22 protein-coding genes and 1 riboswitch are annotated in these 26,039 nt (G+C 64.2%); of the genes, 7 read left to right on the forward strand and 15 right to left on the reverse strand.

Annotated elements, in window-relative coordinates; translation table 11 throughout:
* Window positions 1-71: 71 nt before the first annotated feature.
* The 5 genes from G471_RS0100880 to G471_RS16315 are packed head-to-tail and all read right to left on the reverse strand — an operon-like array spanning window position 72 to window position 8,941.
* Window positions 72-5,480, reverse strand: a complete 5,409-nt coding sequence (locus G471_RS0100880; RefSeq protein WP_028993644.1) for a hybrid sensor histidine kinase/response regulator — start codon at window positions 5,478-5,480, stop codon at window positions 72-74.
* A 19-nt stretch (window positions 5,481-5,499) separates the two neighbouring features.
* Entirely contained in the window at window positions 5,500-7,626 is a 2,127-nt protein-coding gene (locus G471_RS0100885) for a methyl-accepting chemotaxis protein (protein ID WP_028993645.1), read from the reverse strand.
* A gap of 39 nt (window positions 7,627-7,665) precedes the next feature.
* Window positions 7,666-8,178: a chemotaxis protein CheW gene (locus G471_RS0100890; RefSeq protein WP_028993646.1), complete on the reverse strand. Its 513-nt coding sequence runs from the start codon at window positions 8,176-8,178 to the stop codon at window positions 7,666-7,668.
* 5 nt (window positions 8,179-8,183) lie between these two features.
* The gene (locus tag G471_RS0100895; RefSeq protein ID WP_028993647.1) at window positions 8,184-8,549 is read right to left on the reverse strand and encodes a response regulator transcription factor; all 366 of its coding nucleotides are present in this window, start codon (window positions 8,547-8,549) and stop codon (window positions 8,184-8,186) included.
* 14 nt (window positions 8,550-8,563) lie between these two features.
* Window positions 8,564-8,941, reverse strand: coding sequence for a response regulator (locus tag G471_RS16315; RefSeq protein WP_051295196.1), 378 nt, complete (start codon window positions 8,939-8,941; stop codon window positions 8,564-8,566).
* A gap of 224 nt (window positions 8,942-9,165) precedes the next feature.
* Between G471_RS16315 and thiD the strand changes: the two genes are divergently transcribed.
* From thiD to sugE, 4 genes are read left to right on the forward strand one after another with little or no spacing between them, the layout of a single operon-like run.
* A complete protein-coding gene (gene thiD / locus G471_RS0100905; protein WP_028993648.1) occupies window positions 9,166-10,029 on the forward strand; it encodes a bifunctional hydroxymethylpyrimidine kinase/phosphomethylpyrimidine kinase in 864 nt (287 codons plus the stop codon).
* Entirely contained in the window at window positions 10,016-10,651 is a 636-nt protein-coding gene (thiE, locus tag G471_RS0100910; protein ID WP_028993649.1) for a thiamine phosphate synthase, read from the forward strand. Before thiD ends, thiE begins: the two co-directional genes overlap by 14 nt.
* The gene (gene hemL, locus G471_RS0100915; RefSeq protein WP_028993650.1) at window positions 10,648-11,931 is read left to right on the forward strand and encodes a glutamate-1-semialdehyde 2,1-aminomutase; all 1,284 of its coding nucleotides are present in this window, start codon (window positions 10,648-10,650) and stop codon (window positions 11,929-11,931) included. Before thiE ends, hemL begins: the two co-directional genes overlap by 4 nt.
* Entirely contained in the window at window positions 11,928-12,266 is a 339-nt protein-coding gene (gene sugE / locus G471_RS0100920; protein WP_028993651.1) for a quaternary ammonium compound efflux SMR transporter SugE, read from the forward strand. Before hemL ends, sugE begins: the two co-directional genes overlap by 4 nt.
* Here sugE and mgtE read toward each other — a convergent pair whose 3' ends face one another.
* The 10 genes from mgtE to thiC form a co-directional block, all read right to left on the reverse strand.
* Complete coding sequence (mgtE, locus tag G471_RS0100925; RefSeq protein WP_028993652.1) at window positions 12,267-13,709, reverse strand: magnesium transporter; 1,443 nt, start codon at window positions 13,707-13,709, stop codon at window positions 12,267-12,269.
* A 77-nt stretch (window positions 13,710-13,786) separates the two neighbouring features.
* A complete protein-coding gene (mtgA, locus tag G471_RS0100930; protein ID WP_028993653.1) occupies window positions 13,787-14,482 on the reverse strand; it encodes a monofunctional biosynthetic peptidoglycan transglycosylase in 696 nt (231 codons plus the stop codon).
* Entirely contained in the window at window positions 14,479-15,303 is an 825-nt protein-coding gene (aroE, locus tag G471_RS0100935) for a shikimate dehydrogenase (RefSeq protein WP_028993654.1), read from the reverse strand. Before aroE ends, mtgA begins: the two co-directional genes overlap by 4 nt.
* Before the next feature lie 3 nt (window positions 15,304-15,306).
* Entirely contained in the window at window positions 15,307-16,182 is an 876-nt protein-coding gene (locus G471_RS0100940) for a TonB family protein (RefSeq protein WP_211226360.1), read from the reverse strand.
* An 8-nt stretch (window positions 16,183-16,190) separates the two neighbouring features.
* Entirely contained in the window at window positions 16,191-18,092 is a 1,902-nt protein-coding gene (locus G471_RS0100945) for a ribonuclease catalytic domain-containing protein (RefSeq protein ID WP_028993656.1), read from the reverse strand.
* Between the two features lie 7 nt (window positions 18,093-18,099).
* Window positions 18,100-18,666, reverse strand: coding sequence for a YqiA/YcfP family alpha/beta fold hydrolase (locus tag G471_RS0100950; RefSeq protein ID WP_342663983.1), 567 nt, complete (start codon window positions 18,664-18,666; stop codon window positions 18,100-18,102).
* Window positions 18,654-19,475 (reverse strand): undecaprenyl-diphosphate phosphatase, encoded by an 822-nt coding sequence (locus G471_RS0100955; RefSeq protein WP_028993658.1) that lies wholly within the window; start codon window positions 19,473-19,475, stop codon window positions 18,654-18,656. The genes G471_RS0100950 and G471_RS0100955 overlap by 13 nt, the downstream gene beginning before the upstream one ends.
* Before the next feature lie 36 nt (window positions 19,476-19,511).
* A complete protein-coding gene (locus tag G471_RS18540; RefSeq protein WP_211226369.1) occupies window positions 19,512-19,748 on the reverse strand; it encodes a YkgJ family cysteine cluster protein in 237 nt (78 codons plus the stop codon).
* 2 nt (window positions 19,749-19,750) lie between these two features.
* On the reverse strand, window positions 19,751-21,130 hold the full coding sequence (locus G471_RS0100960; RefSeq protein WP_028993659.1) for a chloride channel protein: 1,380 nt from the start codon (window positions 21,128-21,130) through the stop codon (window positions 19,751-19,753).
* Window positions 21,131-21,281: 151 nt separating this feature from the next.
* Complete coding sequence (gene thiC, locus G471_RS0100965) at window positions 21,282-23,198, reverse strand: phosphomethylpyrimidine synthase ThiC (protein WP_028993660.1); 1,917 nt, start codon at window positions 23,196-23,198, stop codon at window positions 21,282-21,284.
* A gap of 55 nt (window positions 23,199-23,253) precedes the next feature.
* A riboswitch (TPP riboswitch) is annotated at window positions 23,254-23,361 on the reverse strand.
* A 123-nt stretch (window positions 23,362-23,484) separates the two neighbouring features.
* On the opposite strand from thiC, the gene G471_RS0100970 reads away from it, so the two are divergent.
* The 3 genes from G471_RS0100970 to G471_RS0100980 all read left to right on the forward strand — a co-directional run bounded on the left by G471_RS0100970 (window position 23,485) and on the right by G471_RS0100980 (window position 26,032).
* Window positions 23,485-24,957 (forward strand): carbonic anhydrase, encoded by a 1,473-nt coding sequence (locus tag G471_RS0100970; protein WP_028993661.1) that lies wholly within the window; start codon window positions 23,485-23,487, stop codon window positions 24,955-24,957.
* A 98-nt stretch (window positions 24,958-25,055) separates the two neighbouring features.
* Window positions 25,056-25,709 (forward strand): protein-L-isoaspartate O-methyltransferase family protein, encoded by a 654-nt coding sequence (locus G471_RS16320; protein WP_043420695.1) that lies wholly within the window; start codon window positions 25,056-25,058, stop codon window positions 25,707-25,709.
* Window positions 25,709-26,032 (forward strand): rhodanese-like domain-containing protein, encoded by a 324-nt coding sequence (locus G471_RS0100980; protein WP_028993662.1) that lies wholly within the window; start codon window positions 25,709-25,711, stop codon window positions 26,030-26,032. The genes G471_RS16320 and G471_RS0100980 overlap by 1 nt, the downstream gene beginning before the upstream one ends.
* The last annotated feature ends 7 nt before the right edge of the window (window positions 26,033-26,039 follow it).

A 26,039-nucleotide genomic window follows, 5' to 3' on the forward strand; every position in this document is an offset into this window, starting at 1 on the left:
TCCAAATGAGATGGACTCTCATTATAGGGAGCTTCCTTGATGACGCGGTACTTTCCGCGTCATCAAGGAGATCAGCGACTCCGGCCGCAGTAGGTCGCCAGCAGGCCGAGCAGTTCGTCTTCGTCGTAGGGTTTGCCGAGGTAGTGATTGGCCCCGATTTCCAGCGCGTAGTTGCGGTGCTTGTCGGCCGTGCGCGAGGTGATCATGATCACCGGAATGTTGCGCAGGCGCTCGTCGGCGCGCAGGTTGCGGACGAAGTCGAAGCCGTCCATGCGCGGCATTTCAATGTCCGAGAGGATCACGTCGGGCGGCGCGTCAAGCAGGTGCTCAAGCGCGTCGACACCATCCTTGGCAAGGATGACCTGATAGCCTTCGCGCAACAGCAGGCGACTGGTGATCTTGCGCACGGTCAACGAGTCATCGACCACCATGATGGTCGGCAGATGCTGCTGCACCGGCGCGGCGTGCGGCTCGACCGGGGCGAACTCGCCGACCACTGCCTGCCCCCCCCGGCTGGCCAGTGCCACCGGATTCAGGATCAGCACCACCTGGCCGTCGCCAAGCACGGTTGCGCCGGCAATCCCGACCACGCGGGCAAGCTGGGCGCCGATGTTCTTGACCACCACTTCCTGGTTGCCACGCAGTTCGTCGACCAGTACCGCGACGCGTTGCGAACCGGAACGCAGCAGCAGCACCCAGTACTGGCGATGCGCTTCGGGCAGGGCGACGGCGTCACCGAGCAGATGCGGCAGGAAATGGAAGGGATAGCGATTGCCTTGCCACTCGGCCTCGCCGGCATCGCGGATCGCGCCCAGGCCCTTTTCCTTCAACTCCAGCACCTGTTCGATCATCGTCGACGGCACGGCGTAGATCTGGCTGCCAGCACGAACCAGCAGGGTCTGAGTGACGGCCAGCGTCAGCGGCAGGTAGAGATTGAAAACCGTTCCCCGGCCCGACTCGGAGATGATCTCGATCCGTCCACCCAGCGCAGCGACCGCCGTCTTCACCACGTCCATACCCACACCGCGGCCAGCAACCTGGGTCAGTTCGGTGGCGGTCGAGAAACCCGGCTGGAAGATGAAATCGAGCAAGGCGGCATCGCTGATTTCCTGCCCCGAATGGAGCAGGCCAAGCGCTTCGGCGCGTTCGCGGATACGGCTGCGGTCCAGCCCCCGGCCATCGTCGGCCAGCGACAGGATGATTTCGTTGGCTTCCTGGGCCAGCTTGAGGGTGATTTCACCGGTTTCCGGCTTGTCTGCCGCCTGCCGCTGCTCGCGCGCTTCGATGCCGTGGGTCACGGCATTGCGCAGCATGTGCTCGATCGGCCCCATCATCTTTTCGAGGACCGAGCGGTCGACTTCGACATGGCCGCCGACGATATCGAAGTTGGCGCGCTTGCCGACCTCCTTCGCCGTCTGCCGGACGATGCGGTACAGACGCTCCGCCTGGCTGACGAAGGGCAGCATGCGCACGCCCATCAGTTCCTGCTGCAAACCGCGGTTCAGGCGGGCCTGCGCCAGGATCGCCGCGTTGGCGTCGTCGAGGTTCTTCAACAGGTTCTGCTGGACGGTCGCCACGTCGTTGACCGACTCGGCCATGAAGCGCGTCAGTTCCTGGAAGCGGGTGAAGCGGTCGAGTTCGAGCGGGTCGAAATCAGCCTGGCCTTCATGCGCCTGGGCAACGCGCGCCTGGATCTGGGTTTCTGCCTGGATTTCGATTTCGCGCAACTGGCGGCGCAAACGGATGACGTTTTCCGTGAGATCGAGCAGCGAGCCCTTGAGGCTGCGCATTTCGCCTTCGATCCGCGCCCGGGCGATCGACAATTCGCCGGCCTCGTTGACCAGACGGTCGACCAGATCGGCGCGCACCCGCAGCATCGCGCGCTGGCCGCTGCCTTCGCTGTCGGTCTCGGGATCGCTTGCCAGTACCGGTGCGACCTCGGCCGGCGCCATTTCGCCGCCCGCCGGTGCTTCGCCGTGGCTTTCCTCGACCGGGCCGCTGCGCAGCCGCTCGGTGGCCAAGGCCAGAGCATCGCAACCCGCTTCGATTTCGTCGATCAGGGCGGTGTTGGCCGTACCGGCCTTGATTGCATCCTGGACCCGGGCTTCGAGCAAATGTGTCGCTTCGCCCAGATTCATCGCCCCGGCCATCCGGGCATTGCCCTTGAAGGTGTGGAGCAGGCGGGCAATCGCCCGTGGTGGCGCTTCTTCGCCCGGGCCGATGCGCCAGGCGCGCAGTTGTTCGGTCAGCTCACGCAGTTGATCCGCGGCTTCCTCGAGGAAGATCGGCAGTAGCTGCTCGTCCAGTTCGTCGGTCAGCTGACGGACCGGCTCGACCGGCGGCAGCAATTCGTCCACCGTCGGCACCTGCTGCTCCACGGCGTCCTGACGCAACCCCGGTAGCGGAATGATCTGTGCGCCATTGCCTGACTCGTCGACCGCCGCGGCTGCTTCGGCTAACGCCCCGGGGTGAAAGATGTCTTCCAGGGCCGCCAGCAGTTGCGGCTGTTCTTCCGGCGCCTGCTGCGCGGCCAGTCCGGCGAACATTTCTTCCAGCGTCAGGATGGCCTGACGCACGGTTTCCAGACCTTCGATACTGTCCGGCTGGGCCGAGGTATCGCGGCGCAACAGGGCATGTTCCAGCGCATAGGCCAGGTGATGCAGCGGCATCAGGCCAACGGTGGCGGCGATGCCGCCGAGCGTATGGGCGGCCCGCGTCATTTCGAAGGTCGTCGGCGCGGCCGGCTCGGCTTCCAGTGCGGCGAAGCTGTCGACCAGGGTTTGCAGATGACCGCGTGCTTCCTCACGGAAGATGTCGTACAAGGTCTGTGCCGTGCCCTGAGCCGGCGCTTCTGCGTCGGTTTCCGCTTCGGTTTCGGCAAACAGCGCCTCGGGCTCTTCCAGTTCCAGCTCGAACCCGCCTTCGAGTTCAGGGAATGTCACATCGGCAGCGGGCTCGTCGATGTCGATTGCGGGTGTCACCTCCACTGCCGGTGGCACGTCCTTCGGCAAGGGCTCAGCAACCGGCGCCGCTTCGACGACCGGCGGCACTGCGGCCGGCGTTGGCTCGGCCGGCTGCTCGGTGGTGCCACGCATGGCGGCGGCAAGCGCGACCAAATGGGCGGCATCCGGCATCTGGCCGGTGCCGCTTTCAAGCAGGGCAACCCATTCGCTGAACACCCGGTGTTCTTCGTCGATCAAAGCCAGCAACTCGGGGGTCACGGCAATATCCTGACGCAACCACAGGTTCAGGGTCTGCTCGACAGCCCAGGCCGTTTCGCCGAGTTCGACCAGGCCGACCATGCGCCCGGACCCCTTCAGGGTATGGGTGCACCGGCGGATCGTCGTCAATGCCTCGCGGTCGTGTACGTCGGCCGCCAGCAGCGACTTCTGGGTAGCCATGTCGGCCAGCACTTCGTGGCCTTCCTCGATGAAGATGGCCAGCAACTCGGCGTCGATTTCCTCGTGGCTGGAACTGGCCAGCTGCAGGGTTTCCGCCGACGGTTGCGGCGCATCGACCTGGGAGACACGCAGGCCGGACAGGGCGACATCGACCTGCTCGCCCGACTCCAGCGCAGCCAGCACCGCCTTGGCGGATTCGCCCAGTTCGCGGTCGGCGACCAGGTCAGCGTCTTTCTGGATGGCTTCGAGATTCTGCTTGAGTTCCTGCAGACGCTGGTCGTCTGGAGTTTCGCGCAATGCGCTGGCAAGCGCCTTGGCTTCGCGCGCCTGTTGCGCCAGTTCGGCTTCGACGGTCAGAGCCGCCTCGGCCGCGGCATCGGTATCGACCACCAGCTCATCACCATGCAGACGACGGACGAAGGTGTCATAACTGGTCTCACCGTGCTGCAGCGCGTCGATGAAGAAACCGAGCGCCGACAGTTCGTCGGCGACCTGCTGGAAGTCGACATCCTGCGGCTGGTAACCAGGCGCCGCAAAGGCCTCGATGTGCGCCGTCGTGCGCTTCAGGCTGGCGACGGCGGAGAAATGCCCGAGCATGGCCAGCGCCCCGCCAACCTGCTTGAGCGGCGCGTCCAGCGCAGCCATCTCGAAGCCCTTGGCCGGGGAACGGAAGAAGGCGTCGAGCGTCTGCTCGATCTGCGCCAGGTTGCTCTGGATTTCCCGGCCGACATGGGCGATCAGCAATTTTTCCTGTGCCCGCCGAGTCATCTCGTCGAGCAGTGGAATATCGCTGGCCGTGGCCGCACGCCCGGCGATGCAGGCGTGGATGCGGTCGACCATCAGGTCGACTTGCTGGGCGAAATCGGCACCAAGGCGCAGGAAGTTTTCGTGGGCATTCTGCAGCAGCAGGATGGCCGTTGCCACTTCCATGGCCACACCATCGTTGAAACGTTTGACATCGTCCTGCAACCAGCCGGCAATCGCCGCCAGCGCCTGACCGAGCCGCTTCAGGTCGGTATGGCCGAGTTCTCCGGTGACATGAGCCGCCGCCTGGGCCAACTCGCCGAAGTTGACCAGGCTGCCCGGACTGCCCGAACAGTATTTATTCCAGACTTCCTCGATGCTGACGAGAATTTCGCGCAGGCGTCGCAGTGCCTGCTCCTGGGCATCGGGCAGAGTCTGCAGCGAAGCCACTGCCGGCAAATGCGCGGGCAGGTCGAAAATATGCTGCGCCTGGGCAACCAGCGAGTCCGCTCCAGCCGGGGTTCGGGCAACGTAGTACAGCGCCTCGCGCATCACGCGTTCGGCCAGTTTGCCGGAACCATCGAGCAGACGACGGATCTGCAGGTCGATGCGCGCGCACAGTTGCCTGGCCAGCGGTTCGACCGAGATATCGGGATTGTCCAGGGCTTCGAGGAAAGCTTGCGAGACCCACCAGAACGAACGCGCACCGGAGGTCGGCTGGATGGCTTCGATCGCCGCCAGCGCTTCGCTCATCGCCTGCCGGCCGCTGGCCTTCTGCTCCGGCTGGGTCAGCCACTTGAGCAGGCCCTTCTGGAAGCGGGTCCGTTGCTTGCGCAGGACCTTGTGCATTTCCTCCGGCGTCAGCGCCGGCGGGGTCAGGGTCGAGCGCGGCGGGCGCAGGCTCAGGTCGGGATAGAACAGGTCGCCCGGATGCACCGGCGGCAAGCCGCGGACTTCGGCCAGACGGGAACAGAGCGGCATCATGCGCAGCGGCTGGTGCGGTTCACCTGCCACGAGGTCGTCGAGATACTGGCGCAACCCGGCCAGCGCCTCGTGGGCGACCGACTGCGCCGCTTCACTGGCCGGCAGGCGTTCCTCCTCCAGCGCCAGCAGCAGGGCTTCGAGCGACTCGGTCAACTCCGTGATGCCGTTCAGACCGACGATGTCGAGCGCACCATGAACCTGGTGCACATGGGTGCGGCAGAATTTCAACTGCGTCGCATCGGCATTCGCCACGAACTGGTCGAGCGCTTCCTCGGCGCGTAGCAGCGCCTGGTCGATCTCGCCCTTGACCCACGTCAGCGGGCCCAAATCGAATTCAGTTGCCGCGTTCATGCTCTCTCGCGTGGGTGGCTCAATCGACCTTGAAACCGGCGACCGAGCCCTTGAGTTCGGAAGCCAGCGCGGACAGTTCATCAACGGCCTCGGCGGTACGCTGCGTACCCGCCGTGGTCTGTTCGGTGACGCGCAGGATATCCTGCATCAGACGCGCCACCTGGGTGGCCGAGTCGGCCTGGCTCTGGGTGGAGCTGGAAATTCGCTGAATCAGGCTAGCCAGATCACGGGACACCTGACCGATTTCGGACAGTGCCTGGCCGGCCGCATCGGACAGTTTGGCGCCCTCGACCACACCCTGGGTCGATTGTTCCATGGCGGATACGGCGTCCTGCGTGTCGGTCTGAATGGTCTTGACGATGGCCGCGATCTGCTTGGTCGCCTCGCCGGAACGTTCAGCCAGCCGCTGCACTTCCTCGGCAACGACGGTGAAGCCGCGCCCGGCATCGCCGGCCGATGCAGCCTGGATGGCGGCGTTCAGCGCGAGCACGTTGGTCTGTTCGGTAATGTCGGAAATCAGTTCAACGATTTCGCCGATCTCCTGCGAGCTTTCGCCGAGACGCTTGATCCGCTTCGAGGTTTCCTGGATCTGATTGCGAATTTCGTTCATGCCCTTGATCGAGTCCTGTACCGCCTGCGTCCCCTTTTCGGCGGCCTGCAGCGACTGGTTTGCCACCTGTGCCGACTGGGCGGCGTTGCTCGACACCTCGGTCATCGAACGGGCCATGTCCAGCGCCGACTGACCGGCTTCCTGAATTTCGACCGACTGACGTTCGGCAGCGGTGAGCAGCTCGGCCGACGTCTGGCGGGCGATTTCGGTCGCCGCCGTCACCCGGTTCGCCGCATCGTTGATGCGGCCGACCAGCACGCGCAGTTCTTCAATCGTGTAGTTGATCGAGTCGGCGATGGCGCCGGTGATGTTCTCGCTGACGGTTGCCGTCACGGTCAGGTCGCCGTCGGCGAGGTCGCCGAGTTCGTTCATCAGGCGCAGAATGGCGTCCTGATTCTCGCGGTTGACCTGTTCGGAACCGAGACGCTGCTTTTCAACTTCCTGGGTACGCCGTTCAGCGTCGTCGCGATAGACCTGCACCAGCTTGGCCAGGGCGGCCAGGGCCACCAGAACGAGAACCAGCACCGAGACGATGAAACCGCCACGTCCGCTGAGCGCCTCTTGATAACCGCGCGCCAGTTCGTCGGTTGCCTTGAGCAGTTCCTCGCTGTCGCGGAAGATGCGCGAACCGGCCTGCTTGGACAGGACCAGCGGCTGCATGTTGCCGAGAATGCCGGAAATGGCCGTTTCGTAATCCTTGAAGGCGGTTTCCAGCGCCTCGACCTTGGCCCGGGTATCGGCATCGGTCACACCGCGACCCAGTCCCTGCATCAATTCACGGAAGTTGTTGGTGTCCTTACCCAGCAGGAAGGCCACTTCGGGATTGATTTCAGCACCGACCAGCAGTGCCGAAGCGTTCTTGGCAATCCGTTGCGTCAACATCACCAGCTGGTTGGCCGCAGCGATGTCGCGGGCGCCGGCGCCCGACTGCAGCTTGAGGGCGGCGACCTGCTCGGTCAGTTCAAGCATGATGGCGTTGTTGTCGTCGATGGTTGCCACGTTGCGACCCAACTCGATCAGGTTCTTCTCCTGGCCGATCACGGTCGCGGCATCTTTTTCGGACTGGGTCCAGCGCTCGCTCAGCGCATCAAGCTGCGCCTGCACGGCCAGCGGCGAAGCACCGACGCTGACGTTGCCGAGTTCGCCGCCGCGCGTGAGCTTTTCCATCAGGTCGGCGAAGGTGGCGCGCGACTCCTTGAGTTGGGCAAAAGCCACCGGGTCGCCCTGCAGGGCCAGCGAGGAGGCCTTGGCCAGACGCTGCGAGAGCATCCGCATTTCACCGGCAGCCGCCACATAGGCGGTCGCCTGGGCGGAGTCACGGTTGTCGCGGGCAACCAGCACACCAATGACCAGCAGGACGGCGAAGAACACGCCGCCCAGGATCTTCATCTGCTGGGTGGCCGACTTGCCGGCCAGGAAACCCGGACCGGCAGCCTTCTTGGCCGGCGCAGCCGGCAATTCGTCCCCGGTGACGGTCAGCGGCGACACGTCCTTCTTCGATGCCCCGAATTTCGGGAGTTTGAAGCTCAAAGCCATTTCTACCCTCCACTTGGGCTCCGTCAATGGAGCCCGCGCTTAAATTCCAATATTCATGAACCCGCGATCGGCGAGCAGTTCGCGCACCGCCAGCTTGCGCCAGACCTTGCCGTCAGTATCGGTGAAGCGCTGCCGGCCCCAGACCGGAAATGCTTCGTCGGCCGCCATCGGCTGAAAATTTTCGGGCTTCTTCAGACCGAGCATCCGCGACACCAGCAGGGCGGCATTCGAACCATGACGGACGCCGATCAGCAGCAAGCGGGTATTGACGTTGCGCGGCGTCGGCGGCGCGCCGAGGAAAGCCGCGAAATCGGTCACCGCATAAAGATTGCCGCGCACGTTGGCGATGCCCGAGAACCAGGGGTGCACCAGTGGCACACCAGCCAACTGCGGCGCCTGCACGATCTCGCCGCCGTCCGAGAGGTCGATCAGCCAGCCTTCGCCAGCGACATCGAGCCCCAGCCAGGAAGCGCCCCCATGCCCCTGCGCCGCCTCACTGAGGCGGCCGGCCAGGTAAGCCTGAAAATCCCGGAGACTGCTCTTGCGGGCCATGACGGTCAGGGCAAGGCAGCAATACGTTGCAGCAATTCCTGGGGATTGAGCGGCTTGACCAGATAATCGACCGCCCCCTGACGCAGCCCCCAGATCTTGTCGGTTTCCTGCCCCTTGGAGGTACAGACAATGACCGGGATATGCTTGGTTTCCTCGTCGCGGGTCAGCGTCCGGGTCGCCTGATAACCGTTCAGACCGGGCATGACCACGTCCATCAGGATCAGGTCGGGTTTGGTGGCCTTGGCCTTGGCAATGCCTTCCTCGCCATTCTCGGCAGTGGACACGAGATAACCGGCCTTGCTGAGCAGATCGACGGCAAAAAAGCGTTCGGTGGGCGAATCGTCGATGACGAGAATATTCTTGACGGGCATGCGTGCTCCCTGAACTACGACTGTGTGGTTTGTGTTTCCGCCGGCAGTGCAAAGGTCGCGACCGTTTGCAGCAGGCTGTCCTTGGTGAAGGGTTTGGTCAGGTACTGATCGGACCCGACCATGCGCCCGCGCGCCCGGTCGAACAGGCCGTCCTTGGACGACAGCATGATCACCGGCGTGGTCTTGAAGCGGGGGTTTTTCTTGATCAATGCGCAGGTCTGATAACCGTCAAGCCGGGGCATCATGATGTCGCAAAACACCACGGCCGGCTGGTGGTCGGCAATCTTGGCCAGGGCGTCGAAGCCATCCTCGGCGAGCACGACCTGACAGCCGGCCTGGACGAGAAATATCTCGGCGCTCCGGCGTATCGTGTTGCTGTCGTCGATGACCATGACGCGAACGCCGCGCAGTCTCGATAAATCAGTCAATTCCCTGCCCCCTGAGTGTTTCTTGGCGCACTTGGCATATAGCTGTCATCTTACTACGGAACTCGGGGGGGGCCGCAATGCCTGTACATTGTTTCGGGCTTTCGGACAGAACTCGGAGAGAACGGGATTCGGATAGAATCCGGGCATTCAACCAGAAAGTACCGCACCGCACTACGGTGCCTTTCCCGATGCAGAAAACGCGCACCACCCCGGCCACGCCACCGCAGGTTCTTGTCTTTGCCGCCAGCGATCCGACCTGCGGCGCCGGCATCCAGGCCGACATCCTGACCCTGGCCAGCCTGGGTTGCCACCCGCTGACCGCCCTGACGGCCGTCACCGTGCAGGACACCACCGGCGTCAGCAGCCTGCAGCCGCTCAGCGCCGAACTGCTCGAACAGCAGGCACGCGCGGTGCTGGAAGACATGCCGGTTGCCGCCTTCAAGATCGGCCTGCTCGGCAGCGTCGAAAACGTCCTGGCCGTTGCCGAGATCGTTTCCGATTACCCCGACATCCCGCTGATTTTCGATCCCGTGCTGGCGTCCGGTCGCGGCGACGAACTGTCCGGCGAGGAAATCATCGCCGCGATGCGCGAGATGCTGCTGCCGCAGACCACCATCATCACGCCCAATGCGCCGGAAGCCCGCCGCCTGGCCGAAAGCGACGAGGATGAAAACGAGCCGTCGCTCGACGTCTGCGCCGCCCGCCTGATCGAGATGGGCGCCCAGTACGTGCTGATCACCGGCACCCACGAAAACACGCCGCTGGTGGTCAATACCCTCTACAACGACCAGGGCGTGCTCCGCCACGACCGCTGGGAACGCCTGCCCGGCAGCTATCACGGTTCGGGCTGCACGCTGGCCTCGGCGATTGCCGGTTGCATTGCCGGCGGCGCCAGTATCGAGGAAGCCGTGCGCGATGCCCAGGATTACACCTGGCAGGCCCTGGACAAAGGCTTCCGCGCCGGCATGGGGCAGTTCATTCCCGACCGCATGTTCTGGGCCCGCGAGGACAGCGAAGAGCAAGAGAAGGACAAAGGCGATGCGCCGGCCTGAACTGCGCGGTCTCTACGCGGTGACGCCGGAAAGCACTGACGGCGCCGCGCTGCTGCGCCAGGTCGAAGCGGCACTGGCCGGCGGCTGCCGCATCGTCCAGTTGCGCGACAAAGAAAGCCGGATGAGCGAACGTCTCGCCCGCGCCCACGCGCTGCGTGCCGCCACCCGGCGCCACGGTGCGCTGCTGCTGATCAACGACGATCTGGCGCTGTGCCAACTGGTCGATGCCGACGGCGTGCACCTCGGTCGCGACGACGGCGACCTGCACATCGCCCGCGCCATCCTCGGCCCCGGGCGCATCCTCGGCGCCTCCTGCTACGCCGACCTCGACGCAGCCCGTAGCGCGATTGCGGCAGGTGCCGACTACGTCGCCTTCGGCGCCGCCTTTGCCTCGCCGACCAAACCCGACGCCGCGTCCGCCCCACTGGCGCTGTACACCCGGGCCAGCGCCGAACTCGACGCGCCGGTCTGCGCCATCGGCGGCATCACCGTCGCCAACGCGGCGCCGCTGATCGATGCCGGCGTTGACCTGCTGGCCGTCATCACCGACCTTTTCTCGGCGCCGGACATCGAAGCCCGCGCCAACCAGTATCAACGTCTTTTTGCGAAAGCCCGACCATGACCTCACGTAACGAAGAACTCTTTGCCCGTGCCCAGAAACACATCCCCGGCGGCGTCAATTCGCCGGTGCGCGCCTTCCGCTCGGTCGGCGGCACGCCACTGTTCTTCAAGAAGGGCGTCGGCAGCCAGGTCCAGGACGCCGACGGCAAGTGGTACACCGACTACGTTGGCTCCTGGGGCCCGATGATTCTCGGCCACGCCCACCCGCAGGTCATTGCCGCGGTCCAGGAAGCCGTCGTCGACGGCCTGTCGTTCGGCGCGCCGACCGAGCGCGAGGTTGAGATCGCCGACCTGCTGTGCGAGATGGTGCCGTCGCTCGACATGGTCCGCCTGGTGTCTTCGGGCACCGAAGCGACCATGAGCGCGATCCGCCTGGCGCGCGGCTTTACCGGCCGCGACATCCTGGTCAAGTTCGAAGGCTGCTATCACGGCCACGCCGATCACCTGCTGGTCAAGGCCGGCTCCGGCCTGCTCACCTTCGGCAACCCGTCTTCCGGCGGCGTTCCCGCCGGCACCGCCGAAACGACCATGGTCCTGACCTACAACGATCCGCAGGGCCTAGCCGAAGCGTTCAAGGCGCACGGCGACAAGATCGCCGCCGTGATCGTCGAGCCGGTGGTCGGCAACATGAACCTGATCGCACCGACGCCGGAATTCCTCAAGGCCATGCGCGACCTGACCGCGCAATACGGCGCCGTGCTCATTTTCGACGAAGTGATGACTGGCTTCCGCGTCGGCCTGAAAAGCGCGCAGGGCCTGTTCGGCATCACCCCCGACCTGTCCACCTTCGGCAAGGTGGTCGGCGGCGGCATGCCGATGGGCGCCTTCGGCGGCCGCCGCGAGATCATGGAAAAGATTGCCCCGCTCGGCCCGGTTTACCAAGCAGGCACCTTGTCCGGCAACCCGATCGCCACGGCGGCCGGCCTGGCCACGCTGAAGCTGATCCAGGCGCCGGGCTTCTACGAAACGCTGACGGCAAAAACCCAGGCCCTGTGCGACGGCCTCGTTAGCGCCGCCAAGAAACACGGTGTCGCCTTCGCCGCGCAGAACGTCGGCGGCATGTTCGGCCTCTATTTTGCCGAGCGCTGCCCGGGCACCTACGACGAAGTCCTGGCCTGCGACAAGGAAGCCTTCAACCGCTTCTTCCACGCCATGATCGCTGCCGGCCACTACTTCGCCCCGTCGGCGTTTGAAGCCGGTTTCGTCTCGGCCGCCCACAGCGATGCCGACATCGCCGGCACCATCGCCGCTGCGGATGCCTGGTTCGGACAAGCGCAATGAGTACCGCGACTGCCTGGATCGTCCTCTTCTTCGCCGGCCTGTGCGAAATCGGCTGGGCGGTTGGCCTGAAGTACACCGAAGGGTTTTCGCGCCTGTGGCCGAGCGTGGCGACAGTCATCGCCATGATCGTCAGCGTCGTCCTCCTCGGCTGGTCGCTGAAGACCCTGCCGCTGGGCACTGCCTACGCGGTGTGGACCGGCATCGGCGCGGTCGGCACGGCCATCTGCGGCATGGTCCTGTTCGGTGAATCGCGCGAAGCGCTGCGCCTGGCCAGCATCGCCCTGATCGTTGCCGGCATCGTCGGGCTCAAGCTGCTGACGCCCGACAGCCACTGATCACATCAGGAACAGCGTCGCCAGGCCGAGGAAGATGAAGAAGCCGCCGGAATCGGTGAGCGCGGTGATCATCACCGAGCCACCGATGGCCGGGTCGGCGCCGAATTTCTGGCGCATCAGCGGAATGCCGACGCCGGCCGACGCAGCAAGCAGCAGGTTGAGCGTCATCGCCGCGGTCATCACCAGTCCGAGCTGGTAGCTGTCGTACAGCCACCAGGCGGCGACGCCAAGCAGGCTGCCCCAGAGCAGACCGTTGATGCTGGCCACCCCGAGTTCCTTGCGCAGCAGGCGGCGCATCGCGTCCGGCTGGACCTGACCCATGGCGATCGCGCGCACGATCATGGTGATTGTCTGGTTGCCGGAATTGCCGCCGATGCCAGCGACAATCGGCATCAGCGCGGCCAGCGCCACCAACTTCTCGATCGAGTCCTCGAAAGCGCCGATCACGCGCGACGCCAGGAAGGCCGTAACCAGGTTGATCGCCAGCCAGGCCCAACGGTTCTTCACCGAGTCCCAGACCGAGGCGAAGATGTCTTCTTCCTCGCGCAGACCGGCGTGCGCCAGTTGCTCCTGTTCGGCTTCCTCGCGGATGAAGTCAACCACGTCGTTGACGGTGACGCGGCCGAGCAACCTGCCTTCCGGATCAACCACCGGCGCCGACACCAGGTCATAGCGCTCGAAGGCCTTGGCGGCATCCTCGGCATCGTCGTCCGGCTCGAACTCGACGAATTCGGATTTCATCAGCGCGCCGACTTCGACATCAACCTCGTTGACCAGCAGGATGTTCAGCGGCAATACACCTTTCAGGTGTTCCTCGCGATCGATCACGAACAACTGATCGGTGTGATCGGGCAACTCCTCGAAACGGCGCAGGTAGCGCAGCACGACTTCCAGCGTCACATCCTCGCGCACGGTGACCATGTCGAAGTCCATGATCGAACCGACCGAGTCTTCCGCGTAGGACATCGCCGCCCGCAGGTGCTCGCGCTCCTCGGCCGGCAGGCTGCGGAAAACGTCGTCGATGACGCCCTGCGGCAGATCGGGGGCAAGGTCGGCGAGTTCGTCAGCGTCGAGGGTCTCGGCGGCGGCAACGAGTTCGTTGCGGGCCATCGTCTCGATCAGGCTCTCACGTACCGCATCCGAGACTTCGAGCAGGATTTCGCCATCGTGCTCGGCCTTGACCAGATCCCAGACGATCAGACGCTCGTCGGGCGGCAAGGCTTCGAGGATGTAGGCAATGTCAGCCGGGTGCATGGGCTCCAGCTTGTGCTGGAGTTCGTGCAGATGCTGCTTGTGCACCAGGTCTTCGACCAGTTCGTGACGCGGCCCTTCCTGACGGTGAACGAGATCCTCGACCAGCTTGTGCCGGGCGAGCAGGGTCTGCACCTCGGCCAGGCGCTCCTGCAGGTCGTCACTATCGGTCAGTTGGTTGTCTTCGCTCATGGTGCAGTGCCGCAAAAGATGGACCATTTTAGCACCGCCAGGCAGGCTGCCACTTGGCGAATTACTGCGGATTTCCCCTAGGGAAGCACCGCCGACGGCATGCGCGCCAGGATGATCGCCGTTTTACGCCCGAGGCCCGGCGCATTGCGGTTGCGGTCGTAAAAGCGCGGATTGGGCACCATCCCGGCCAGCCGGGCGGCCTGGGCCGGCCCCAGCTGAGCGGCGCTGACGCCGTAATAGTGACGGGCCGCCGCCTCGGCACCGAAAACCCCGTTACCCCATTCGATCACGTTGAGATAAACCTCGAAAATCCGCTGCTTGCTCCACAGGTTTTCCAGCATCAGGGTGATCACGGCCTCGTTGGCCTTACGGAAATACGATTTGCTCGGCGACAGGAAGAGGTTTTTCGCCAGTTGCTGGCTAATGGTCGAGCCGCCGGCGACGAAACGCCCCTTCTTCTGGTTCTTTTCAATGGCTTTCTGGATACCTTCCCAATCGAAGCCTTCATGATCGACGAACTTGGCGTCTTCGGCAGCGATGATCGCCCGCTTCAGATGCACGGAAATCTTCTCGTACGGCACCCACTGCTGACGCAACTGGGCCTGCGGGTTCTTCTGCCGCAACTCGGCCAGGCGAATTTCCATGAAGCGGGTCATGCCGGGATTGAAACTCCCCCAGAACATCACCCACAGGAACAGCCAGAGCAGCCAGGCGAAAGCCAGCGCCAGCAGGGCCAGCAGCCCCCACTTCAGCCAGCGGCCGACGGCTTTCATCCGCCCAGCGCCGCCCGCAGTTCGGCCAGCACGAGTGCCGTCGCCGGGCGCACGCCGCGCCAGACAAAAAAGGCTTCGGCCGCCTGCCCCACCAGCATGCCCAGGCCATCGGCACAGCGCCCAGCCCCTTGCATCCTGGCCTGGGCGAGAAAAGGCGTTTCCCCCTTGCCGTACATCATGTCGTAAGCCAGCGAGGCTGGAGCGAACAAGCCGGCCGGCAGGGGCAGGGTGGCGCCGCTCAGGCTGGCCGAGGTGGCGTTAATGACCAGATCAAAGGAATTTCCCGCAAGATCAGCGAAATTCGACGCCCGGACCGGACCCAGATCGGCAAAAACATCGGCCAGCAATTGCGCCTTGTCGCTACTGCGATTGGCGATCACCAGCGTCGCCGGGCGGGTCGCCAGCAGCGGTTCGACGACGCCGCGTGCGGCACCGCCGGCGCCAAGCAACAGGATGCGCCGACCGGCCGGCGAGAAGCCGAGGTTGTCGACGATATCGGCAACTAGGCCGGCACCGTCGGTATTGTCGCCGCAGCATTGCCCATCGACGAAACTCAGCGTATTGACCGCGCCGGCCCCCTTGGCCCGCGGCGTCAACGCCGCGCACATGCGGAAGGCCTCTTCCTTGAACGGCACCGTCACATTGGCACCTCGACCACCGGCCGCGACGAAGGCTCGCACCGCCTCGGCAAAACCATCGACCGGCGCCAACCGTGCCTCGTAAATCACCGACTCACCGGTCTCCCGGGCGAAGGCAGCGTGAATGAACGGAGACTTGGAATGGGCAATCGGGTTGCCGAAAACGCAGTAAAGGTCGGTCATGGTTCAGCGGCTGCTTGAGTCGAGCGTATCGCCCGGGACGAAATTCCATTCCCGGGCAAAGGACAGGATGGTCGCCCCGCCCATCGCCTCGCGCGGGATCGGGCCGAACGGCGCGGCCATCCGGAGAATGCGCATGGCCGCCTGGTCGAGAACCTTGTGCCCCGACGAGCGGGAAATTTCGGCGTTGAACAGGCTGCCGTCCTCGACCCGCAATTCAACGAAGATGACGACGCGCCCGTAAAGCTTGCCGCGCGCCTCATCCGGATAATTCAGGGTGCCGATGCGCTCGACCTTCTGTTTCCAGGCGTCGAAATACGGCGCCAGCGTGTATTCCTGGGCACGCGCGCCGACAAACTTCTTCTGTGGCCGCTTGTTGTACTCGTCGGCCATCTTGGCAATCTCGCCCTCAAGCCGGGCCATCGCCCGCGCTGCATCGGCAAGGTCGCGCCCGCTCAGCGGCGAAGGCACGGGCTGGTCGCTGCGCGTCTCGGCAGTCGCCACCTTGGCCAGACTGGCGGCCTGGGTCAGCATCTTCTGTTGCGCGGCCTCAAGCTCCTGCACCCGCTTGCGCATCTGCTGCAGATCGCTGCCGTCGACTTGCTGGCGGGTCGGCGGTAGCGGCGTCCTGGCCCGGCGATCGGCGTCGGTGTTGCCGCCGCCGTCGAGGTTGGCTTGCGCCAGCGCCTGGGCGTCGCTCGGCGGCCGTTGCGACCAGGCATTGACCAGGATGATGTCGAGCGCCTTCTCGCGCGCCACTTGCGAGGCTTCAGGAAAAGCGAAATGCAGACTGAGCAGCAGCGCGTGAACCAGCAGCGAGACCCCGATGGCCAACCACAGGCGCCGGTCGTTGCCCGGCACACGATAAGGTCTCAGGTGCACTTTCCCGCTCACTGCGACACGTCCTCCTCAGCCTCCACCGGATCGGCCGCATCAAGCAGGTTCAGGAAACGCATGTCGACTTCCGGACCGAGCAGGTCGATGTGCTCGACCGACAGGCGCAGACGCTGCCCCGGCAGCAGATCGGGCGGCGCCGACGGCACCCGCACCAGCAGCGGCAGATGATCAAGCTTGCACAGTTGCTCGCGGCGCACGGTCGCTTCGATCTCGGCGACCTGATGCTGCTGCAGCCAGCGCAGGCACCAGTAACGCTCCATCAGACGCTGGAATTCGGCGTAGGCGGCGTAGGTCAGTTCGAAATCGCGCATCGCCCCAAACAGCTCGGCCGACTTCTGCGGAAAAGGCGGCGGATTGCCGCGCAGGCAGGCGATCAACTGCCACTGGTTGACCAGGTCGCAGTAGCGGCGCAACGGCGAGGTCATCCAGGCGTATTGCGGTACGCCCAGGCCTTCGTGCGGCAGCGGCGAGGTGGTCATGCGCACCTTGCCCTGGGTCTGGGCGCGGTACAGGCAGGCAATGTTCTTCTCGGCGAGCAGGCCGCCCCAGGTCGAATTGGCGACGATCATCAGCTCGGCGACCAGCTTGTCGAGCGGACTGCCGCGCTTGCGCTCGGAAACCTCGACCGAACAGCTTTCCGGGTCGGCAAGATCGCCGACGATGGCGAAGTTGTAGTCATTGATGCCCTGCGTTGCCGACGGCTTGCCGCGGCGGCCTTCGCAGGCGTTGGCGAAGTGCCACAGGTGCAGCAGTTCGCGGGCAAAGGGCTTGTCCGGCAGGGCGCCGCCGACCGTCTCGGCGTTGAACCAGGGTTCGACGTCATGGTGACGCAGGTTGTCGGCGATATGCACCAGTTCGACGCAGGATTCGTGGGAAAGCACCTCGAACACGTCGTTGACCGTCAGATACAGCGACACCGCCGGACAATCGACGCCACCGGCCAGCGTGTAGTTCTGGACCACGGCATCGGGCAGCATGGTGATCTTGTTGCCGGGCATGTACACCGTCGACAGCCGCGCGCGGGCAACGCCGTCGAGCGGCGAACCGTGTTCGATGGCCAGCCCCGGCGCGGCGATGTGGATGCCGATGCGGGTGCCGATGCCGGGCAGCCAGGTCACCGACAGCGCGTCGTCGATCTCGGTGGTGTTGGCGTCGTCGATCGAGAAGGCGCGCACGCCGGCTTTCGGCAGATCGGACGGCAGGCCGGGCGCCTCAAGCGCCGGGAAGCCGGTGCCCCTGGGAAACTGCTCGTGCAGGAAACGCTTGTAGTGCAGATGGTAGGCCGACTTGATCGCGCCGCACTTGAACAGCAGTTGCGCGGCGGACAAGCCGGTTTCGGCGCAGGCGCTCTCGAAGGCCTTGGTTTCCGGCTTGTTGCGGTCCGGCGCGTAGAGCAGGGCATCGGTCAAGGCGCCGATTTCCGGCGGCAGGCGGAATTCCTTCAGCTCGGCAAGCCAGCCTTCCATCGCCAGCGCTTGCTGACGCTTTTTTTCAAGATTGGCCAGAGCAGCTGCGAGAATGTCGGCAGGCGCCTTGCGGAAGCGGCCCTTGCCTTTGCGGTGGAAATAGACGGGCGCGGCGTGCAGGGCAAGCAGGACCGCCGTCGCTTCAACCGACGCGGGGTCGTGTCCGTAGTAATCACGGGCAAAATCCAGAAACGAAAATTCACCATCGCTGACGCACTCCCACAGGAAATCGGCTTCGATCTCCCCGGCCAGCGGCGTCGCCTGTTCGAGCAGGTGGGCGGCGGAGGGAGTCGCGAAACGCAACAACACGGTAGCGGCCTTGATCTTGCTGCGCTTGCCGGTCGGCAATTCGACCTGCAACGAGCTGTCGTTGTCGGCCATGATGGTGCCGGCCTTGAAGCCGCCGTCTTCTTCAAACAATACATTCATCGACGGATTATAGCCCGGCAAATTCAATGAGTTGCGGCAACATCTCGGGAAAGCGCGTGAAGCTGTGGTCGCCGCCCTCGAAGACGCTCTGCCGGCAGCCGAACCAGAAGGTCTGGGCGTCGTGGTAGTCGAGCACTTCGTCGCCGGTTTCCAGCCACAGCCAGTAGCGCGACGGCGTCGGTAGCACGGCCTGGGCCGACAACTGGGCGGCATGTTCGTTGGTGAAGCTGAAGCGCTCGCCGCTGTGGTAATTGACGTGATCGCCGACGAACTTGCCGACATCAATGCGGGCAACGGCAGCCGGGTTGATCAGCAGCGCCGGCAATCCGTACCGCTCAGCCAGGAAACTGGCGTAATGACCGCCGAGCGAGGAGCCAACCAGGGTCACCGGCTCAGCGGCCGCTTCGATCCAGCGCCCCATGTCGGCCATTGCCTGTGCCGGCACCGGCGACAGTTGCGGGCAATGGAACTTCTCGGCCAGGCCGCGCTCGGCCATCGCCTCAGCCAAGAGGCGCGCCTTCCACGAAGCCGGCGAGGAACAGAAGCCGTGCAGGTAGAGGATCAAGCCGTCCACTCCACCCAGCCCATCTGCGCGGTGAGCAGCACGATCACGCCGAAGACGATGCGGTACCAGGCGAACACGGTGAAGTCATGGTTGGAAATGTAGCGGACCAGCGCCCTGACGCTGAGCATGGCGGCGACAAAGGAGGCAACGAAACCGACGGCGAACACTGGCAGGTCTTCCAGGCGCAGGATGTCCCAGTTTTTGTACACGTCGTAGATGGTCGCCGCGAACATGGTCGGAATGGCCAGGAAGAAAGAGAACTCGGTTGCCGTCTTGCGCGACAGGCCGAAAATCAGTCCGCCCATGATCGTCGCCCCCGACCGCGATGTCCCGGGGAACATCGCCACCGCCTGGGCGAAACCGACCTTGAGCGCATCCGGCCAGCGCATTTCGTCGACGCTGTTGATGCGCGGCTGGTAGACCTTGCGTTCGATGTACAGGATCAGGAAGCCGCCGACAATCAGCGCCCCGGCCACGGTCAGCGGATTGAACAGGTAGGTCTTGATGGTGCTGTGGAACATCAGCCCGAGCACCGCCGCCGGCAGAAAACCGACCACCAGCAGACCGACGAAACGCTGCTGCACCGGATCGGAACGCAAGCCGCCGGCAACCTTGACGATCCGCTCGCGATACAGCCAGCACACCGCCAGGATGGCGGCCAACTGGATGACGATCTTGAATACCTTGCTCTGCTCGTCGGTGTAGTCGAGCAGGCTGCCGACGATGATCAGGTGGCCGGTCGACGAGATCGGCAGGAATTCGGTCAGCCCCTCGACGATACCGAGGATCAGGGCTTTGAGAAGGAGAATCGGGTCCATGCGGGGCGTTCCATGACAAGAGCGCGCATTTTACCCTCATGGACGTGTCATGGCTTCGAGATCGGCCAGCCAGCGCAAGGCCTCGTCCCGACTTTCTCCACACATTTCCGCCGAGGGCTGCAGACCGGAACAGCAGCCCGGGCGCTCGGGCTGACCAAACAAACGGCAACACAGCTCGGCGTCGAGATGCCGGCAAGGCACACCGGCCGGCTTGGCCAGGGAACTGATCGACGGCGCGATGCAGCAGGCACCACAACCCGGCCGGCACGCCAGACTCACTTGCTGTCGGCCGGTGATTGCTGGCGGATCATGTGTTCGGCCAGCGTCGCATAGAGCGGTTTGGAAACCATGCGCGATACCGCCGACGCGATCAGCGCCGTCGCCATCAGGCCGATGACCAGCGAATAGCCGTCGACCATTTCCATGACGATGATGAAGGCGGTGATCGGCGCCTGCGTAGCCGCCGCCAGGAAACCGACCATGCACAGGACGACGATGGTGGTCGGAAAAGCCTGGCCGGCCAGCAAAGGCACAAGATCCTGGCCGATGCCGGCGCCGATCGACAGCGATGGCGCAAAGATGCCGCCGGGCAGGCCGGTCAGGTAGGAAACCACGGTCGCCACAAACTTGGCCGGGCCGTAGTACCAGGGCAGATCGGCCTGGCCACTCAGCAGCGATTTGGTCTCGGCAAAGCCGCTGCCCCAGATCACGCCGCCGGTGACCCAGCCCAGAGACGCCAGCAAGAGGCCACAGAAGACCACGAACCAATAGGGATGCGCGCCGCGAAAACGCGCCAGCCGGCCGTGCCAGCCAATCACCGAGATGAGCAGCATGCGCGCAAACAGACCACCGGCAAAACCGGTGACGACGGCGCAGACGAGGATGGTGTACATCAGTTCCGAACTCTCGCCGAAGACCACGACCCGGCCAAAATAATTGTCGTTGCCGAGGAAATACTGGGCAATCACCCCGGCCAGCACGATGGCCGTGATGACCACGCCGCTCATCCGCGATTCGACGCTGCGCGACAATTCCTCGATGGCAAAAACGATCCCGGCCAGCGGCGCATTGAACGCGGCCGCGATCCCCGCCGCGCCACCGGCGACCAGCAAGTGCTGGCGATGAATGCGCAGCGTCGCCGGCATGAAACGGCCGGCCGCCGCCATCAGACTGGCACCGACCTGCACGGTCGGTCCCTCGCGACCGAAGGAAAAGCCGGCGCCAACCGCCGCCACGCCCAGCATGATCTTGCCGAAAGCGATGCGCAGCGAAACCAGCGGTCGCCACGGACCGGAGGGCGGTCGCTTCATCTCGGCGATCACCTGCGGAATACCACTGCCCTGCGCGCCCGGGAACCACGTCCGGGTCGCCCACAGCAAGGCCGCCCCGGCCAGCGGCGTGACAATGAAGGGCATCCACGGGTAGAGCGCGGCCGCATGGGCAAAACGTTCGGCCGCCCCATCGCTCAACAGGGCGAAGAGGACCGCCGCCAGACCGACGACGATCCCGCAGCCCCAGAACACCAGGCGCCCGCCCCAGATGCGCAGACGCGCGAGCAGGTGATACTGGTTGGCGCGGACATAGACCTGTGCCTGGCGCAGGCGGCTTTCCAGTCGCTGGCGCAGGATCGCAAGCCAGCCTGAATCAGGCGTCACGACGACACTTCCATTGACACTGGACGCCGCCAAACGGCGACAGGCTGGCAAAGATATTCATGCCCCGCATTTTGACAGGATTTGCGCCCATCGTTCAGGCAAAAAGGCGACCGAAGCCGCCTTTTTGCCTGATTTCCGGAAGAACTCCGGCTTACAGCTTGTGATAGATCTCGGCGCCGGTCTTGACGAACTCGACAGCCTTGGTTTCCATCCCCTTCTGCAAGGCATCTTCCTCGTTCAGGCCCTGTTTTGCAGCGAAATCGCGCACATCTTGCGTGATCTTCATCGAACAGAAGTGCGGCCCGCACATCGAGCAGAAGTGAGCAACCTTGGCCGATTCCTTGGGCAGGGTCTCGTCGTGGAAGGACTTGGCCTTGTCCGGATCGAGGCCGAGGTTGAACTGATCGTCCCAGCGGAACTCGTAGCGCGCTTTGCTCAAGGCGTTGTCGCGGATCTGTGCGCCGGGATGGCCCTTGGCCAGGTCGGCGGCGTGGGCGGCCAGCTTGTAGGTGATGATGCCTTCCTTGACGTCATTCTTGTCCGGGAGACCGAGGTGTTCCTTCGGCGTCACGTAGCAGAGCATGGCCGTACCGTACCAGCCGATCATCGCGGCGCCGATGCCGCTGGTGATGTGGTCGTAGCCCGGCGCGATGTCGGTGGTCAAGGGACCAAGCGTGTAGAACGGGGCTTCCTTGCAGTATTCGAGCTGCAGGTCCATGTTCTCCTTGATCAGGTGCATGGGCACGTGGCCCGGGCCTTCGATGATGGTCTGCACGTCGTGCTTCCAGGCGATCTCGGTGAGTTCGCCCAAGGTCTTCAGTTCGCCCAGCTGCGCTTCGTCGTTGGCGTCGTAGATCGAGCCGGGACGCAGGCCGTCGCCGAGGCTGAAGGCAACGTCATAGGCCTTCATGATTTCGCAGATTTCCTCGAAGTGCGTGTAGAGGAAACTTTCCTTATGATGCGCCAGGCACCACTTGGCCATGATCGAGCCGCCGCGGCTGACGATGCCGGTCATGCGGTTGGCGGTCATCGGGATGTAGCGCAGCAACACACCGGCGTGAATGGTGAAGTAGTCGACGCCCTGCTCGGCCTGCTCGATCAGCGTGTCGCGGAAGATTTCCCAGGTCAGGTCTTCGGCCTTGCCGTTCACCTTTTCCAGGGCCTGGTAGATGGGCACGGTACCGATCGGCACCGGCGAATTGCGGATGATCCACTCGCGCGTTTCGTGGATGTTCTTGCCGGTGGACAAATCCATCACCGTGTCGCCGCCCCAGCGGATCGACCAGGTCATCTTCTCGACTTCTTCCTGAATGGACGAGCCGAGCGCCGAGTTGCCGATATTGGCGTTGATCTTGGTCAGGAAGTTGCGGCCGATGATCATCGGCTCGGATTCCGGGTGATTGATGTTGTTCGGGATGATGGCGCGGCCGCGGGCCACTTCGCTGCGCACGAATTCCGGCGTGATTTCGGCCGGGATGCTGGCGCCGAAATTCTGCCCCGGATGCTGGCGGGTCAGCAGCTTGGCCATTTTCTCGCCGGTCGGGCCGGTGGCTTTCAGCGATTCAATGTACGCAGCACGATTGAGGTTTTCGCGGATCGCCACGTATTCCATTTCCGGCGTGATGATGCCTTTACGGGCGTAATGCATCTGCGACACGTTGGCACCGGCCTTGGCGCGGCGCGGCTTGCGGTGCAGGCCGGGGAAGCGCAGTTCGTCGAGCGCCTTGTCGGCAGCGCGCTGGCGGCCGAATTCGGAAGACAGGTCGGGCAGTTCCTCGGTGTCGCCGCGCTCGGCGATCCACTGCGCACGCATGGCCGGCAGGCCGGAGCGAATGTCGATCTGCGCCGCCGGGTCGGAGTAGGGGCCGGAACAGTCATAGACATAGATCGGCGGATTCTTCTCGCCACCGAAGCCGGTCGGCGTATCGGCTTGCGAGATTTCGCGCATCGGCACCCGGATGTCCGGCCGCGAGCCTTCGACATAGATCTTGCGGGAATTGGGCAGCGGCTGGATGGCGGCCTCGTCGACGTGGGCGTTGGCGGCGAGGAAGGTGTCTTTGGCGTTCATGAGTGCTCCATGCGGGGATTCAGCAGGGTAAGACGAGCAAGGAGCGATCTGGTTCCAACAGCAGAGTTCGTTTCCCTACGACGGCATGACCCGGTCAGGTTCGAAGGGTATGTCTCAGCCGGACCGGCATGATGCAGCGCGATCGGCACCCCTAACGACTGGGCTGCAAGTTACTGGAAACACAGGCAAAATGCAAGAAATGCGCAGCACGCCTCAAGATTTCCAGAATTCGGTCGAAATAAGTTCGACAAGTGCCCGTATTTCAAGAAAAACAGAAGGAAAAAGCATGCGCCTGATGACCATTGCCATCGCCCTGGCCACCCTGCCCTGGGTCGCTACGGCTGCGCCGAGCTGGCAGAACATTTCTGCCGAATCCGGTCGCCGCATCGAACTCGACCGCAGCACGCTGAAGCGTACCGGCAATGTCGTCGAGGCACAGAGCCGGGTCACGCTCGACCGCGAGCTGATCGACAACCGCACCGGCACGCCCTACAAGATCATCGAGGCGATCACCCGCTACGACTGCTCGACCCGCAGCGCCCGAACCATCAAGCGCATCTATCGCCAGACCGACAAGGACACCATCCGCGAGGAAGACATTGCCGGCGCCGAACTGCCGGTACGCAGCGGCACCCTGGACGACCGGGTGCTGCGCGAGGTCTGCCGCCCGCCCAAGGAAGGCGCCGCCGAACTCGCCGAGAAGGCCAATGAAGCCGCCACCCAGTTGCAGCAAGCCAACGAGGCCCTGCTCAAGAAGGAACTGGCCAAGACTGAAAAGCCGCCAGCGGTGAAAACAGCAGAAACATCGAGTAGCGCCCCCCTGCCGTCGATCCGCCCCAATCTCAAGGCGGCCATGGAAGGCAAGCCTGCCGCCGAGCAGCAAGCGCCGGCGCCAGTGGAAGCCCCGCCGCCCGCCGCCAGCAAGGCGCCGCCCACGATCAATGTGCCCAGCGGCACCACTCAGGTGGTGCGCAACAACGCACCTGCACCACGCCCCACCCCCAGGCCCGCCGCCAAGGCCCCGGCCCCGGCTCAGGGTGGTTACATGCTTGAGCTGGTTCGCGCCGAGCCAGCGACCAAGCCACCGGTTAAATGGAGCTACGAAGGTGCTGGCGCCCCCGAGAACTGGGCCCGTATCGACCCCCGCAACGCGCTGTGCGCGAGTGGGCAACGTCAATCGCCGATCGACATCCGCGATGGCATCAAGGTCGATCTCGAGCCGATCCGCTTCGATTACCGCGCGTCGACCTTCCGCATCGTGGACGACGGCCATTCGGTCAACGTCACCGTCGGCGACAGCAGTTTCTCGCTGACCGGCAAGACCTACGACCTTGAACAGATCGTCTTCCGCCGCCCCGGGGAAACTCGGGTCAACGGTCAGCGCTACGAGATGTCGGCGCAGTTGATGCACCGGGCTACGGACGGCAGCCAAGCCGTCGTCGAAATCCTCTTTGAGCGCGGTACCGAGCACCCGCAGATCCAGACGCTGTGGAACCATCTGCCGCTGGAAAAGCAGGCGCCTGTCCAGCCGCCCAAGGCTGTGCTGGAACCCGCCCGCCTGCTGCCGGAATCGGGGCATTACTACACCTTCATGGGCTCCCTGAGCACGCCGCCCTGCACCGAGGGCGTCCTGTGGATCGTGATGAAGCAGCCGATCCAGGTTTCCGACGATCAGGTCCGCATCTTCAGCCGCCTGTACCGTAACAACGCGCGCCCGGTTCAGGCCACCGGCGACCGCCTGATCAAGGAAAGTCGCTGACACGGCAGGTACGGCGCGCATCCGCGGCTCGGGTATAATCGGCTTTTGTCCGAACCAAAATATTAGCTCATGCTAATATGACGCCTGCGGAGATTTTCATGAACATCGAACAAGCGCGCTTCAACATGATCGAACAACAGATCCGGCCCTGGGAGGTTCTCGACCCCCAGGTGCTCGATCTGCTTTTCGTCGTCAAGCGCGAGGATTTCGTACCCGCCGCCTACCGCAACCTGGCATTTGCCGACCTGGAAATTCCGCTGGCTGACGGTCAGGTGATGCTGGCCCCGCGCGTGGAAGCCCGCCTGCTGCAGGAACTGGGCGTACGCAAGGGCGACAAGGTGCTGGAAATCGGCACCGGCAGCGGTTACATGGCCGCACTTCTGGCAGCCCGTGCCGAACACGTGGTCAGCCTGGAAATCCGCCCGGAAATCGCTGCCACCGCCCGCGAAAACCTCCAGCGCGCCGGCATCGACAACCTCAACGTCGAATGCGCCGACGGCATTGCCGGCTGGCCGCAACGCGCGCCGTTCGACGTGATCGTGTTTTCCGGCTCGGTGGCACAGATTCCGCCCGCCGTGCTAAAGCAACTGCGCGTCGGTGGCCGTCTGGCCGCAGTCGTCGGCGAGGCCCCGGTCATGGAAGCCCAATTGATCACCTGCATCGCCGATGGCGTATTCAATACCATCAACCTGTTCGAAACCGTGGTTCCGGCACTCGATGGCGGTCAGCCCAAGCAGGAATTCAGCCTCTGATGCAGCAGATACGGGCAAAGCAACTGGCGGAGTGGCTGGCCGACGAGCAGCGGCCGCCGCCCCTGTTGCTCGATGTCCGTGAGCCGTGGGAAGTCGCGCTCTGCCGGATCGATGGCAGCGAGCACATGCCGATGCACCTGGTCCCGGTCCGCTGCGAGGAACTTGACCCCGATCGCGACATCGTCGTCATCTGCCACCATGGCGGGCGCAGCATGCAAGTCGCCATGTTTCTCGAACGCAAAGGCTGCGCATCGGTCTTCAATCTACTTGGCGGCGTCGAAGCCTGGGCCTGCGAAGTCGATACCCGCATGAGCCGCTATTGAGGAATCG

The sequence above is a fragment of the Azonexus hydrophilus DSM 23864 genome, assembly GCF_000429605.1.
Taxonomy (GTDB): Bacteria; Pseudomonadota; Gammaproteobacteria; order Burkholderiales; family Rhodocyclaceae; genus Azonexus; species Azonexus hydrophilus.